Source organism: Streptomyces sp. NPDC088730 (genome assembly GCF_044751215.1).
GTDB lineage: Bacteria > Actinomycetota > Actinomycetes > Streptomycetales > Streptomycetaceae > Streptomyces.
Genome location: NZ_JBIVLK010000004.1, coordinates 60,409 through 72,566 on the forward strand (window position 1 = coordinate 60,409; position 12,158 = coordinate 72,566).

Here is a 12,158-nt window from a genome sequence, read left to right on the forward strand (position 1 = left end):
GCCGTCACGCCCCGCCCTCCCGCATCGGCACCCGCACGTCCTTGTCGGAGGCGACCGACTCCGCGAGGTCGTAGCCCGCGTCCACGTGCCGGATGACGCCCATGCCCGGGTCGTTCGTCAGCACCCGCCGGATCTTCTCGCCGGCCAGCTCCGTGCCGTCGGCCACCGTCACCTGGCCCGCGTGGATGGAGCGCCCCATGCCGACGCCGCCGCCGTGGTGGATGGAGACCCAGGAGGCCCCCGACGCCACGTTCACCATCGCGTTCAGCAGCGGCCAGTCCGCGATCGCGTCCGAGCCGTCGAGCATGGCCTCGGTCTCCCGGTACGGGGAGGCCACGGAACCGCAGTCCAGGTGGTCGCGCCCGATGGCCAGCGGCGCGGCCAGCTCACCGCTCGCCACCATGTCGTTGAACCGCTCACCGGCCCGGTCCCGCTCGCCGTAGCCGAGCCAGCAGATCCGGGCGGGCAGCCCCTGGAACTGGACGCGCTCGCCGGCCATCCTGATCCAGCGGTGCAGCGACTCGTTCTCCGGGAAGAGTTCGAGCAGCGCCTTGTCGGTCTTGCGGATGTCGGACGCCTCGCCGGACAGCGCCGCCCAGCGGAACGGGCCCTTGCCCTCGCAGAAGAGCGGCCGGATGTAGGCGGGCACGAAGCCCGGGAAGTCGAAGGCCCGTCCGTAGCCCGCGAGCTGGGCCTCGCCGCGGATCGAGTTGCCGTAGTCGAAGACCTCCGCGCCCGCGTCCATGAAGCCGACCATCGCCTCGACGTGCTTGGCCATCGACTCACGGGCGCGCAGGGTGAAGTCGGCGGGCTTCTCGGTGGCGTAGTCGGCCATGTCGTCGAAGTCGACCCCGACCGGCAGGTAGGCCAGGGGGTCGTGCGCGCTGGTCTGGTCGGTGACGATGTCGACCGGGGCGCCCTCCGCGAGCATCCGGGGCAGCAGCTCCGCGGCGTTGCCGAGCAGGCCGATGGAGAGCGGCCTGCGGGCGTCCCGCGCCTCGACCGCGAGCTGGAGCGCGTGCTCCAGGTTGTCGGCCTTCACGTCCAGGAAGCGGTGCTCGATGCGGCGCTCGATGGCGCGCGGGTCCACGTCGATACAGATCGCGACGCCGTCGTTCATCGTCACGGCGAGCGGCTGGGCACCGCCCATGCCGCCGAGCCCGGCGGTCAGCGTGATCGTCCCGGCCAGTGTCCCGCCGAACTTCTTCGCGGCGACGGCGGCGAACGTCTCGTAGGTGCCCTGGAGGATGCCCTGGGTGCCGATGTAGATCCACGATCCGGCGGTCATCTGGCCGTACATGGTGAGCCCGAGCGCCTCCAGGCGGCGGAACTCCTCCCAGTTCGCCCAGTCGCCCACCAGGTTGGAGTTGGCGATGAGCACGCGCGGGGCCCACTCGTGCGTCTGCATGACACCGACCGGCCGCCCGGACTGGACGAGCATCGTCTCGTCCTGCTTGAGGGTGCGCAGCGTGCGGACCATCGCGTCGAACGAGCGCCAGTCGCGGGCCGCCTTGCCGGTGCCGCCGTAGACGACGAGCTTGTCGGGGTGCTCGGCGACCTCGGGGTCCAGGTTGTTCTGCAGCATCCGCAGCGCGGCTTCCTGCTGCCATCCCAGGGCGCTCAGCTCGGTACCGCGCGGTGCCCGTACGGGGCGGGGTCCTGACATGGCAATGCCTCCTCGCGACTGTGAATTTTCTATTCACATCTTGATCGGCTGAATAGCCCCAGTCAACAGGGGGGCGCCACCGGTCTCCGGAGGGCCTCCCTCCGGCGTGCGGCGAGGCATTTTCCACCGGCCACCTGCATGTACCTATGGAAAATGCCAGAACCTCCACCAGTCCCGAGCACGTTGCGTAACCTCTGGGTCACAGCCGAACGCCGCGTCGGAGGGGAGTCCGCGTGCCCGGAATCGACGAGTGCCTGCTCGACGTCATGAGACTGCCCGGTGCCCGTGGCGCCGCCGTGGTCGACTGGACCAGCGGTCTCGCTCTCGGCACCATCGGTGACGCGCCCAACGGCGATCACGAGGCCACCGCCGCCGAGACGGCGGAGGTGGCGCGGATGGCGGCCGAGCAGTCCGCCTTCACCTCGGAAGCGGCCCGGCCGCCGGCCGCCGCGGGCGGCAGAGGCGATTCGGGGACGGAGCCACCGGTCGAGGACGTCATCGTCACCACCCGGTCCGGCTACCACATCCTCCGGTTCGTCGAGACGGACTTCGACAGCAGCGTCTTCCTCCACCTGTGGCTGGACCGCGCGGAGGGGAATCTCGCCCTGGCCCGGATACGGCTGGGCGAGACGGCCGAGCGGCTGGTCCTGGCATGAGAACGGCCGGCCCCTTACCCGCGTCCTCCCCCGCGACCGTGCTCTCGCCGATGCTCGCGCGCCTCGCCGCGGAACGGGCCACCGGCGCCCTGATGCGCGACTGCGGCACCCTCTACCTCGCGGACGGCGAGGTGGTGCACGCCGAGAGCCCGGCGACTCCCGGGATCGACGTCCTGCTCACCCGGGGCGGCGCGCTGCACCAGGACGGCTGGTGGGACGCGGTCGCCCAGGCGGGCGCCCGCAGGCGGGTCGGCCGCTATCTGGTGGACAGCGGCCGGGTGGCGGGCGGCGCGCTGGAGCTGTGCCACCTGGGGGTGTTGTACGACGCGGCGTTCTTCGCCCTCGCCCCGACCCGGACCCCGGCCCGCTTCCGTTACGGGGTCGCCCACTGGATCGGCCCGGTCCGCCCCGTGCCCGTGGACGCCGTGCAGCGCGAGACGCTCCGGCGCCGGGAGCTGCTGGACCGGATCTGGCCCGAGGCGGCGGGCGACAGCGCCCCCCTCGTCCGGACCGGCTGCCCGCTCGACGGCCCGGTGCCACCGCGCCAGCAGCGCGTGCTGGGGTGCGTGGACGGGGTGCGCACCGCGACGGACATCGCCCAGGAGCTGGGCAGATCGGCGTTCCACATCCTGGTCGACCTGCGGCGGCTGGCCGCGGCGGGGCTGGTCGAGGCGGTCCGGCAGCCGACGGGCCCGGCCGCCACCGCGGCCGCCCGGATCGAGCTGCCCGAGGTGACGGCCGATCCCGATGTCGCCCTGTTGCGCCGGCTCCGAGACGCGTTGGAGGCCTTGTGATACGCGCGCTCAGACAGCGTGCCGGGAGGAGACAGCTGATGGTGCCCGAGGCCGAAGTGCGTGACGTCCTGGCCGAACTCCAGCGGCTGCGGGCGCGGGTGCCGATGCTCGCCGGCGCCCTGGCCGCCAGTACCGACGGTCTCCTTCTCGCCCACGACACCCCGGGGGTGGAGGCGGAAGGGGTCGCCGCGCTGACCGCGGCCGCGCTCGGCGTCTCGATCCGGATGACGGAGGCGACCGGCCGGGGCGGCTTCCGTGAACTCCTCGTCCGCGGCGAGACGGGCTACATCGCGGCGTACGCCGCGGGCTCCTCCGCCGTACTGACGCTGCTGGCCGAGGACCGGATCAACGTCGGCAGGCTCCATCTGGAGGGCCGCCGGGCCGGGGCCAGGATCGGCCGACTCGTCGACACCGCGCTGGAACGCGCCCCACAGCCCCCTTCCGGCGCACGCCCCCTCGCGCCACGCACCCCGCAGCCGCCGGGCACGCTGCCCCATCGCCCGACCTGACCACCTCTCAGCCCCAGGTAACGGAACCGGTCGTCGCGGCCGGTCAGCGAAAGGAAACCAGCACTCATGGCGAACACCGAAGCGTCACTGAAGGAAGCGATGACGAACATCGAGGGGGCCGTCGGTGTCGCCCTCGTCGACTACACGAGCGGCATGGCGCTGGGCACCCTCGGCGGCGGCAAGGAGTTCAACCTGGAGGTCGCGGCGGCCGGCAACACCGACGTCGTACGCGCGAAGCTCCGCACCATGGAACAGCTGGGCATCCAGGACGAGATCGAGGACATCCTGATCACCCTCGGCACCCAGTACCACCTGATCAGGCTGCTCAGGACCCGTGGCAGCAAGGGTCTTTTCCTCTACCTGGTGCTGGACTCCGGCCGCGCCAACCTGGCCATGGCCCGCCACAAGCTGAAGAAGATCGAGGCCGAGCTGGAGGTCTGAGCACCGGCCGGCGCCCTGTTCCAGTGGGTGCGCCTGGTCCGGTGGGTGGGGGGGTGGTGCCCCTCCGGGGCGTCCCCTCGGAAATGGCGTGTTCACCCGGGTACGTGAGGGACCCGGGTCGTACGCCATTCCCTGCGGGGACCCCCCTGCACGTCCCCACCCCAGCCTCGTGCGCGTCTGCACACCGGCCCGACGACTGCCGCAGACGCACGACGGCCGGGTTCGGGGGCGTGCAGGGGAGTCCCCGCAGGACGACGAACACAGACCCGGGTCCCTCACGGCCCCCCTGCACGTTCGTCGCCCGAGGAGACGCCCCGGAGGGACCCCGAACCCCCACCCACCGCACAGGGCGCACCTCCGCGGCTCACTCGATGAACAGGCTCCGCGCCGCCGCCCTCGCGTCGAACTCCTCCAGCCGCGCCTGCGCGTCCGGCAGGGCGTCGCACATCGACTCCAGCAGCACCCGGCCGAGCAGCATCGGCGCGCACGCCGTGTCGAAGGCGAGCCCGGTCCCGACGGCGGCCGGGATCAGCAGATCGCTGTGCGCGGCCACCGGGGCGAACGCGGAGTCCGCGACCGAGACCACGGTCAGCCCCTGTTCCCGGGCGTACGCGAGGGCGTCCACCACCTCCCGGGGATGGCGCGGCAGCGCGAAGCAGATCAGCGCGGTGGCCCCGGCCCGCCGGGCGGCGTCGATCCGGTCGGGCAGCATGCTGCCGCCCTCGTCGAGCACCCGGACATCGGGGTGGACCTTGGCGGCGAAGTACCCGAAGCCCCGGGCCTGCGAGGAGGCGGCGCGCAGCCCGAGCACCGGCAGCGGTCGCGAGTCGGCCAGCAGCCGTCCGGCACGCTCGACGGGGCCCGGGTCCGCGAGCAGCTCCGCGAGGTGGCGCAGGTTCTCGATCTCGCCGAGCACCGCCTGCTGGTACTCGTTGTACGCGTCCTCCCCGGCCCCCGCCGAGGCCCCGGCCGGGGAGACCTCGCGCAGGTGCCTGCGCAGTGCGGGGTAGCCGTCGAAGCCGAGCGCCACGGCGAACCGGGTGACGGAGGGCTGACTGACCCCGGCCAGTTCGGCCAGCTCGACGCTGGACAGGAACGGGGCGTCACCGGCCCTGCGCACCATCGAGTGCGCGATGCGCCGCTGGGTGGGGGTGAGCCTGCGCCCCTCGAACAGCTGCTGCAACCTCGCGGCCGGGCTGCTCCCGCTCATCCTGTCCCCTCGCTGGATTTGTCGCGCCGTGGTCCGGCGCCGAGGAATCCATTCAGCCAGCAAGCCGTCTGCATGTCCATATGCAGTCAGCCGTGGTGACCCGGGGGGGGTGTGGTCGGCCATGGATTCCGGATGCGCCGTTCCGGCCCTCGCCCTCGTCATGCCGGTCGGCAAGGGCCTCGCGGTGCTCCGGCGCCAGGAGGCCCGGACGGTGCGCCCGGCCGGGCAAACCGGGGGGCTAGCCCCACTGACCCGGCCGGCGCGGCTTCGTAACGTAGAAGCATGGACGCATCCGACACGGAGCTCAAGAAGGAGCTCAGCGCCACCCTTCAAGCCCGCAACGAGCTGGGCACCGAGTACGAGTCCGCGCTCGTCGAGTCGTTTCTGGAGAAGGTCGAGCAGCGGCTCGACGGCACGCTCGACCGCCGGGTCAGGCGTCATCTCGCCGAGCAGCAGGTCAGGGGGGCGCGCTCGCCGGAGCGGGCCTCCTCAGGGCACTTCGGTGAGCAGTACGGATTCGCGATCGTCTCGCTGATCCTGGCCGTCCCGCTGTCCGCCATCGGTGTGGTGAACGCGGGTTTCCAGGGGCTGGTCGTGACCTGGCTCGGGATCGTCGGCGTCAACGCCTTCCAGGCCTCCCGCGGCGGACGGCCCTTCCGGCGTCGGGGCGAGGAGCGGCGGGAGTCCGGCTGGGAGGACTGAGCGGCGGACCCTCCTCACGCCTGACGGGTCGGCAGCACGACCAGCTGGCGCAGGTTGATGTGGCGTGCCCGACTGGTCGTGTAGGCGATCAGGTCGGCGATCTCGTCGCTCGACAGCCCGCCGAGCGCGTCGAACATGCCGTCGAGCTGGCCGCTGAGTTCCTTGTTGTCGACGTGTCCGGCCAGTTCGGAGTCGGTGAGGCCGGGCTCGATGTTCGTGACGCGGACGTCGCGCGGGCCCAGTTCGGTGCGCAGCGAGGCCGAGAGGTAGGTGAGCGCCGCCTTCGTCGCCCCGTAGACCGCGTAGTTGGGGAACGTGACGTGCGCGCCGATCGAGGAGATGTTGACCAGGTCGGCGGTGCGGCCGTCGGCGGCGGCCGCCACCAGGTCCGCGGTGAAGGCCCGGATGATGCGCAGGGCGCCCGCCACGTTGGTGTCCAGCATCCGCTGCCATTCGTCGGCGCGGCCCTCGTCCACCGGGTTCGGCAGCATCACCCCGGCCGCGTTGACCACCAGGTCCACCCGGCCGAAGGCGGCGTGCACCCGCTCGGCCGCGGCGTCCACGGACGCCTGGTCCGTGACGTCGGTGACGACGGCGAGTGCCTGTCCCCCGTCGGCGGTGATCTTCCCGGCCAGCTCCTCCAGCCGCTCCGCGCGGCGGGCCAGCAGCGCCACCCCGACGCCCTGGGCGGCGAGCAGCCGGGCGGTCGCGTTCCCCATGCCGCTGGCGGCTCCGGTGATGACGGCGGTGCGGCCTGCGAGTGTCCCGTACGACATGTCCGTACTCCCTGGTGCTGTGGGCCCGGGGCGTCTCCCCGGCCTGGGCCCAACTCTGCGGCTGCGGGCCGCCGCTACCCAGGGATGCGTCTTTCCTGGGTCCGGCAGTACCAGGCTGGGCGGTGGCCGGGGTCTTCTACGATCGCGGCATGGACGGCGACCTCGGAGACTTCCTCCGCTCACGACGTGCCCGCATACAGCCCGGTGACGTCGGGCTGAACTCCTACGGCCGCAGGCGCGTTCCGGGGCTGCGGCGCGAGGAAGTGGCGCAGCTCGCCGGGGTGAGCGTGGACTACTACATCCGGCTGGAGCAGGGGCGGGGCCCGAGCGTCTCGGACGCCGTGCTGGACGCGGTGGCCCGGGTGCTGGGGCTGGACGAGACGGAGCACGCCCATCTGCGCACGCTGGCGCGCCCCGAGCCGCGCACGGCGGCCCCGGCCCCCGCCCAACGGGTGCGGCCGGGGCTGCGGTTGCTGCTGGAGACCCTGGGCGGGGCACCGGCGTTCATCCTGGGCCGCCGGATGGACGTACTGGCGTGGAACGGGGCGGCCGACGCGCTCCTCGGCTTCTCGCGGCTCTCCCCCGGTGTGCGCAACGTCCCGCGCCAGGTGTTCCTCGACCCGGCCGCTCCGGAGCTCTATCCGGACTGGGCCGCCGTGGCGGCGGAGACCGTCGCCCACCTCCGCCTGGACGCGGGCCTGCACCCGCACGACAAGCAACTGGCGGCGCTGGTCGGCGAGCTGTCGGCGGGGAACGAGGACTTCCGCCGGCTGTGGGCGGATCACCAGGTGAAGGCGAAGGCGTACGGCGTCAAGCGGATCAGCCACCCGGTGACGGGTCTGCTCACGCTCCCGTACGAGACGCTCGATGTGCCCGGGGACCCCGATCAGTGCCTGGTGGTCTACACCCCGGAGCCGGGTACGGAGTCGGCGGAGCGCCTCGCGCTGCTGACGGCGGCGCCGTGACGAGGTGTATCGCGGGGACCGCCGCACCCCCGGTTTCCCGGAGGGCGGGACGACGGCGGTCCCCGCGAGGGACGCGGTCCGGGTCAGGGCCGGTCTCGCGTCCTGACGACAGTGGAGGTCCGGGAGCCGCTCCGTAGTCCGTGTCGCCGTATCGGTGCCGGCGGGTTTCCCTGCCGACACCCATCAATCTGCCCGACCCGTGTTAAGCCGGTGCTGCGGGTACGTGTCGCGCTCGTACCGTTTTCGCGAAGCCCCCGGTTCCGGCCGGGGCGGCTACGGCTTGGCGACCGGCGCCGCGTCCTTGGCGAGGAACGCCAGCAGGTCCTGCCTGCTGACCACACCCTTGGGCTTGCCCTCGACCAGCACGATCGCCGCGTCCGCCGCGCCCGCACCGCCGAGCACCGCCATCAGGTCCTCGACCGGTTCGCCGGAACCGACCTGCGGCAGCGGCGGCGACATGTGCTTCTCCAGCGGGTCGGAGAGCGAGGCGCGCTGGGCGAAGAGTGCGTTCAGCAGCTCCCGCTCGACCACCGAGCCGATGACCTCCGCGGCCATCACGTCGGGGTGGCCGGCGCCCGGCTTCACGATCGGCATCTGCGAGACGCCGTACTCGCGCAGGACGTCGATCGCCTCGCCGACGGTCTCCTCGGGGTGCATGTGGACGAGCGTCGGGATCGGGCCCTCCTTGTAGTCGAGGACGTCCGCGACGCGTGCGGAGGGGCCGGTGTTCTCCAGGAAGCCGTAGTCCGCCATCCACTCGTCGTTGAAGATCTTGCTCAGGTAGCCGCGCCCGCTGTCCGGGAGCAGGACGACGACCACGTCCTGCGGGCCGAGCCGCTTCGCGACCTCCAGGGCGCCCACGACCGCCATTCCGCAGGAGCCGCCGACCAGCAGCCCCTCCTCCTTGGCGAGCCGACGGGTCATCTGGAAGGAGTCCTTGTCGGACACGGCGACGATCTCGTCGGTGACCGTACGGTCGTACGCCGTCGGCCAGAAGTCCTCGCCGACGCCCTCGACCAGGTACGGCCGGCCCGAGCCGCCCGAGTAGACCGAGCCCTCCGGGTCCGCGCCGATGATCTTGACCGCGCCGTCACTGACGTCCTTCAGGTAGCGGCCGGTGCCGCTGATCGTGCCGCCGGTGCCGACCCCCGCCACGAAATGGGTGATCTTCCCGTCCGTCTGCTCCCACAGTTCGGGACCGGTGGTCTCGTAGTGGGAGCGCGGGTTGTTCGGGTTGGAGTACTGGTCGGGCTTCCAGGCTCCGGGCGTCTCACGGACCAGCCGGTCGGAGACGTTGTAGTAGGAGTCCGGGTGATCGGGGTCGACCGCCGTCGGGCAGACGACGACCTCGGCCCCGTAGGCGCGCAGCACGTTGATCTTGTCCGTGGACACCTTGTCCGGGCAGACGAAGATGCACTTGTAGCCCTTCTGCTGCGCGACGATCGCCAGGCCCACGCCCGTGTTGCCGCTCGTCGGCTCGACGATCGTGCCGCCGGGCTGGAGCGCGCCGCTCTCTTCGGCGGCCTCGATCATGCGAAGGGCGATCCGGTCCTTGACCGAGCCGCCGGGGTTGAAGTACTCGACCTTGGCCAGAACCGTCGCCTGGATGCCGGCCGTCACACTGCGCAGCCTCACCAGCGGGGTGTTGCCTACGAGGCTGATCATCGAATCGTGGAATTGCACCGTGTACTCCGGGGTCTCCGTGATGGTGCGGCAAGAGTATGCGCACGGGGACCGGATTGGGTGATGCGATTGAACGATGCCCCCTTGGGGGCAGTTAGCTCTGTGTACGGCGGTACGGCACGTACGGCGACGAGGAGGTGGACCGGACTGTGTCGAGAGCGAGGGTGGCACGGCGGATCGCAGCGGGCGCGGCCTACGGTGGCGGCAGCGTCGGGCTGCTGGGCGCCGCGGCGGTGGGCGTCATGCTGGCGGAGGTCCAGCTGGCGAAGCGGCTGGTGGGCGGCGGGACCGCCCCGGTCCCGCCGAGCGCGGACGGGCGGTACGGGGTGGCGTTCGCCGGTCCTTCCGACCCGCTGCGGCTGGGGCTGCTGGGGGATTCCACGGCGGCCGGGCAGGGCGTGCGGCGGGCCGGGCAGACACCGGGTGCGCTGCTGGCCTCCGGGCTGGCGGCGGTCTCGGAGCGGCCGGTGGATCTGCGCAATGTCGCGCAGCCGGGTGCCAGGTCGGACGATCTGGAGCGGCAGGTCTCACTGCTGCTGGCGGACCCGTCCGGGACCCCGGACGTCTGCGTGATCATGATCGGGGCCAACGACGTGACGCACCGGATGCCCGCGACCCAGTCGGTGCGCTGCCTGACCACGGCGGTACGCAGGCTGCGGACGGCGGGCGCGGAGGTGGTGGTCGGCACCTGCCCGGACCTGGGCACGATCGAGCCGGTCTACCAGCCGCTGCGGTGGCTGGCCCGGCGGGTGAGCCGGCAGCTGGCGGCGGCGCAGACGATCGGCTCCGTGGAGCAGGGCGGGCGCACGGTGTCGCTGGGCGACCTGCTGGGCCCGGAGTTCGAGGCGAACCCGCGGGAGCTGTTCGGCCCGGACAACTACCACCCTTCGGCGGAGGGGTACGCGACCGCGGCGATGGCGGTCCTGCCGACGCTCTGCGCGGTGCTGGGGCTGTGGCCGGAGTCCGATCATCTGGACGGCGCCCGGCGCGAGGACATGCTGCCGGTGGCCAAGGCGGCCTCCCAGGCGGCCAGGGAGGCCGGTACGGAGGTCACCGGGGCGCGGGCGCCCTGGGCGCTCCTCAAGCACCGCAGGCGGCGGCGTCTGCCCGCGGCGACGGAGCCGCACCCTCATCCGCACTGGTACCCGCACCGTTCCTCGGGAGCGCCTGGAAAACGGGAGGAACGCGGGGAACGCGGGGAACTCGGGGAAAACGGCGAACGGGGCGGCTCGACCCGGGTGGACCGGCGTCCGGGCAGCGACACGGGCACCGCCGCCACGGGGTGACCGGGCGGTGGCCCAGTCAGCTGACCGGCCGGTTGCCCTGGCGGCCGACCGGTTGCCCTCGCAGCCGACCGAGCGGCCGCCCGGACGACTGACTGAGCGGTTGCTTAGAAAAGAGGCCCGCATCACATGCCGGTGCGGGTGACCTCCGCAGTACGTCCGGGTAACTTCCAGAGCAGTCCAGCCAGACAGCCTTCCAGCCCTCATGGAGCCGCGTGATGCCCGAAGCCGTGATCGTCTCTGCTGCCCGTTCCCCCATCGGCCGGGCCTTCAAGGGCTCGCTGAAGGACCTGCGGTCGGACGACCTGACCGCCACGATCATCCAGACCGCACTGGCCAAGGTCCCGGAGCTGGACCCCAGGGACATCGACGACCTGATGCTCGGCTGCGGCCTCCCCGGCGGCGAGCAGGGCAACAACCTGGGCCGCATCATCGCCGTGCAGATGGGGATGGACCACCTTCCCGGCTGTACGGTCACCCGCTACTGCTCCTCCTCCCTGCAGACCAGCCGGATGGCGCTGCACGCCATCAAGGCCGGCGAGGGCGACGTGTTCATCTCGGCGGGCGTCGAGATGGTGTCCCGGTTCGCCAAGGGCAACTCCGACAGCTGGCCGGACACCCACAACCCGCTGTTCGCGGACGCCGAGGCCCGCACCGCGGCCCGCGCGGAGGAGTCCGGTGCGAGCTGGCACGACCCGCGCGAGGACGGCCTGGTGCCGGACGCGTACATCTCGATGGGGCAGACCGCGGAGAACCTGGCCCGGACCAAGGGCGTCACCCGCCAGGACATGGACGAGTTCGGCGTCCGCTCGCAGAACCTCGCGGAGGAAGCCCTGAAGAACGGCTTCTGGGAGCGCGAGATCACCCCGGTGACGACCCCGGACGGCACGGTGGTCGCCAAGGACGACGGTCCGCGTGCGGGCGTCACCCTGGAGGGCGTGCAGGGCCTGAAGCCGGTCTTCCGCCCCGACGGCCTGGTCACCGCGGGCAACTGCTGCCCGCTGAACGACGGTGCCGCGGCGCTCGTGATCATGTCCGACACGAAGGCGCGCGAGCTGGGCCTGACCCCGCTGGCCCGGATCGTCTCCACCGGCGTCTCCGGCCTCTCCCCCGAGATCATGGGCTACGGACCGGTCGAGGCGAGCAAGCAGGCGCTGAAGCGGGCCGGGCTGAGCGTCGGCGACATCGACCTGGCCGAGATCAACGAGGCCTTCGCCGCCCAGGTGATCCCGTCCTACCGGGACCTCGGCCTGCCGCTGGACAAGGTCAACGTCAACGGAGGCGCCATCGCCGTCGGCCACCCCTTCGGCATGACCGGCGCCCGGATCACCGGCACGCTGATCAACAGCCTCCAGTTCCACGACAAGCAGTTCGGCCTGGAGACGATGTGCGTGGGCGGCGGCCAGGGCATGGCGATGGTCATCGAGCGGCTGAGCTGAGCTGAAGCGGAGGGTAGGAGGCGCCCGAGGAACG

The 12,158-nt window shown here is 72.1% G+C and carries 12 protein-coding genes; 8 read left to right on the plus strand and 4 right to left on the minus strand.

Annotation, left to right across the window (positions count from 1 at the left end; translation table 11 throughout):
- Nucleotides 1-4 precede the first annotated feature (4 nt).
- The gene (gene hutU, locus ACIP89_RS15360) at nucleotides 5-1,666 is read right to left on the minus strand and encodes a urocanate hydratase (RefSeq protein WP_402115258.1); all 1,662 of its coding nucleotides are present in this window, start codon (nucleotides 1,664-1,666) and stop codon (nucleotides 5-7) included.
- A 233-nt stretch (nucleotides 1,667-1,899) separates the two neighbouring features.
- Between hutU and ACIP89_RS15365 the strand changes: the two genes are divergently transcribed.
- The 4 genes from ACIP89_RS15365 to ACIP89_RS15380 all read left to right on the plus strand — a co-directional run bounded on the left by ACIP89_RS15365 (nucleotide 1,900) and on the right by ACIP89_RS15380 (nucleotide 4,066).
- Complete coding sequence (locus tag ACIP89_RS15365; RefSeq protein WP_401926616.1) at nucleotides 1,900-2,322, plus strand: hypothetical protein; 423 nt, start codon at nucleotides 1,900-1,902, stop codon at nucleotides 2,320-2,322.
- Nucleotides 2,319-3,116, plus strand: a complete 798-nt coding sequence (locus ACIP89_RS15370; RefSeq protein WP_402115260.1) for a transcriptional regulator — start codon at nucleotides 2,319-2,321, stop codon at nucleotides 3,114-3,116. The genes ACIP89_RS15365 and ACIP89_RS15370 overlap by 4 nt, the downstream gene beginning before the upstream one ends.
- A gap of 38 nt (nucleotides 3,117-3,154) precedes the next feature.
- Complete coding sequence (locus tag ACIP89_RS15375) at nucleotides 3,155-3,625, plus strand: roadblock/LC7 domain-containing protein (RefSeq protein WP_401926621.1); 471 nt, start codon at nucleotides 3,155-3,157, stop codon at nucleotides 3,623-3,625.
- 66 nt (nucleotides 3,626-3,691) lie between these two features.
- Nucleotides 3,692-4,066, plus strand: coding sequence for a hypothetical protein (locus ACIP89_RS15380; protein ID WP_401926623.1), 375 nt, complete (start codon nucleotides 3,692-3,694; stop codon nucleotides 4,064-4,066).
- A gap of 364 nt (nucleotides 4,067-4,430) precedes the next feature.
- Here the strand turns inward: ACIP89_RS15380 and ACIP89_RS15385 are convergent, their stop codons facing one another.
- A complete protein-coding gene (locus tag ACIP89_RS15385) occupies nucleotides 4,431-5,276 on the minus strand; it encodes a MurR/RpiR family transcriptional regulator (protein WP_401926626.1) in 846 nt (281 codons plus the stop codon).
- 282 nt (nucleotides 5,277-5,558) lie between these two features.
- On the opposite strand from ACIP89_RS15385, the gene ACIP89_RS15390 reads away from it, so the two are divergent.
- Complete coding sequence (locus ACIP89_RS15390; protein ID WP_402115262.1) at nucleotides 5,559-5,978, plus strand: hypothetical protein; 420 nt, start codon at nucleotides 5,559-5,561, stop codon at nucleotides 5,976-5,978.
- A gap of 14 nt (nucleotides 5,979-5,992) precedes the next feature.
- On the opposite strand, the gene ACIP89_RS15395 is transcribed toward ACIP89_RS15390, so the two are convergent.
- The gene (locus tag ACIP89_RS15395) at nucleotides 5,993-6,754 is read right to left on the minus strand and encodes an SDR family oxidoreductase (protein WP_401926630.1); all 762 of its coding nucleotides are present in this window, start codon (nucleotides 6,752-6,754) and stop codon (nucleotides 5,993-5,995) included.
- 149 nt (nucleotides 6,755-6,903) lie between these two features.
- On the opposite strand from ACIP89_RS15395, the gene ACIP89_RS15400 reads away from it, so the two are divergent.
- Nucleotides 6,904-7,719, plus strand: a complete 816-nt coding sequence (locus tag ACIP89_RS15400; protein WP_401926633.1) for a helix-turn-helix transcriptional regulator — start codon at nucleotides 6,904-6,906, stop codon at nucleotides 7,717-7,719.
- Nucleotides 7,720-7,992: 273 nt separating this feature from the next.
- Here the strand turns inward: ACIP89_RS15400 and ACIP89_RS15405 are convergent, their stop codons facing one another.
- Nucleotides 7,993-9,402 carry a cystathionine beta-synthase gene (locus tag ACIP89_RS15405; protein WP_402115264.1) on the minus strand — a complete coding sequence of 470 codons (1,410 nt, stop codon included), beginning with the start codon at nucleotides 9,400-9,402 and terminating at the stop codon, nucleotides 7,993-7,995.
- A 164-nt stretch (nucleotides 9,403-9,566) separates the two neighbouring features.
- Here ACIP89_RS15405 and ACIP89_RS15410 point away from each other — a divergent pair, with 164 nt between their 5' ends.
- Nucleotides 9,567-10,688 (plus strand): SGNH/GDSL hydrolase family protein, encoded by a 1,122-nt coding sequence (locus ACIP89_RS15410; protein WP_402115533.1) that lies wholly within the window; start codon nucleotides 9,567-9,569, stop codon nucleotides 10,686-10,688.
- 215 nt (nucleotides 10,689-10,903) lie between these two features.
- Nucleotides 10,904-12,124: an acetyl-CoA C-acetyltransferase gene (locus ACIP89_RS15415; RefSeq protein WP_384125730.1), complete on the plus strand. Its 1,221-nt coding sequence runs from the start codon at nucleotides 10,904-10,906 to the stop codon at nucleotides 12,122-12,124.
- Nucleotides 12,125-12,158 lie beyond the last annotated feature (34 nt).

Excerpts from the sequence above, each read along its gene's own strand:
- ACIP89_RS15395 (WP_401926630.1), bottom strand. The coding sequence starts at position 6,754 with ATGTCGTACGGGACACTCGCAGGCCGCACCGCCGTCATCACCGGAGCC.
- ACIP89_RS15385 (WP_401926626.1), bottom strand. The coding sequence starts at position 5,276 with ATGAGCGGGAGCAGCCCGGCCGCGAGGTTGCAGCAGCTGTTCGAGGGG.
- ACIP89_RS15370 (WP_402115260.1), top strand. The coding sequence starts at position 2,319 with ATGAGAACGGCCGGCCCCTTACCCGCGTCCTCCCCCGCGACCGTGCTC.
- hutU (WP_402115258.1), bottom strand. The coding sequence starts at position 1,666 with ATGTCAGGACCCCGCCCCGTACGGGCACCGCGCGGTACCGAGCTGAGC.
- ACIP89_RS15390 (WP_402115262.1), top strand. The coding sequence starts at position 5,559 with ATGGACGCATCCGACACGGAGCTCAAGAAGGAGCTCAGCGCCACCCTT.
- ACIP89_RS15375 (WP_401926621.1), top strand. The coding sequence starts at position 3,155 with ATGGTGCCCGAGGCCGAAGTGCGTGACGTCCTGGCCGAACTCCAGCGG.
- ACIP89_RS15415 (WP_384125730.1), top strand. The coding sequence starts at position 10,904 with ATGCCCGAAGCCGTGATCGTCTCTGCTGCCCGTTCCCCCATCGGCCGG.
- ACIP89_RS15380 (WP_401926623.1), top strand. The coding sequence starts at position 3,692 with ATGGCGAACACCGAAGCGTCACTGAAGGAAGCGATGACGAACATCGAG.
- ACIP89_RS15400 (WP_401926633.1), top strand. The coding sequence starts at position 6,904 with ATGGACGGCGACCTCGGAGACTTCCTCCGCTCACGACGTGCCCGCATA.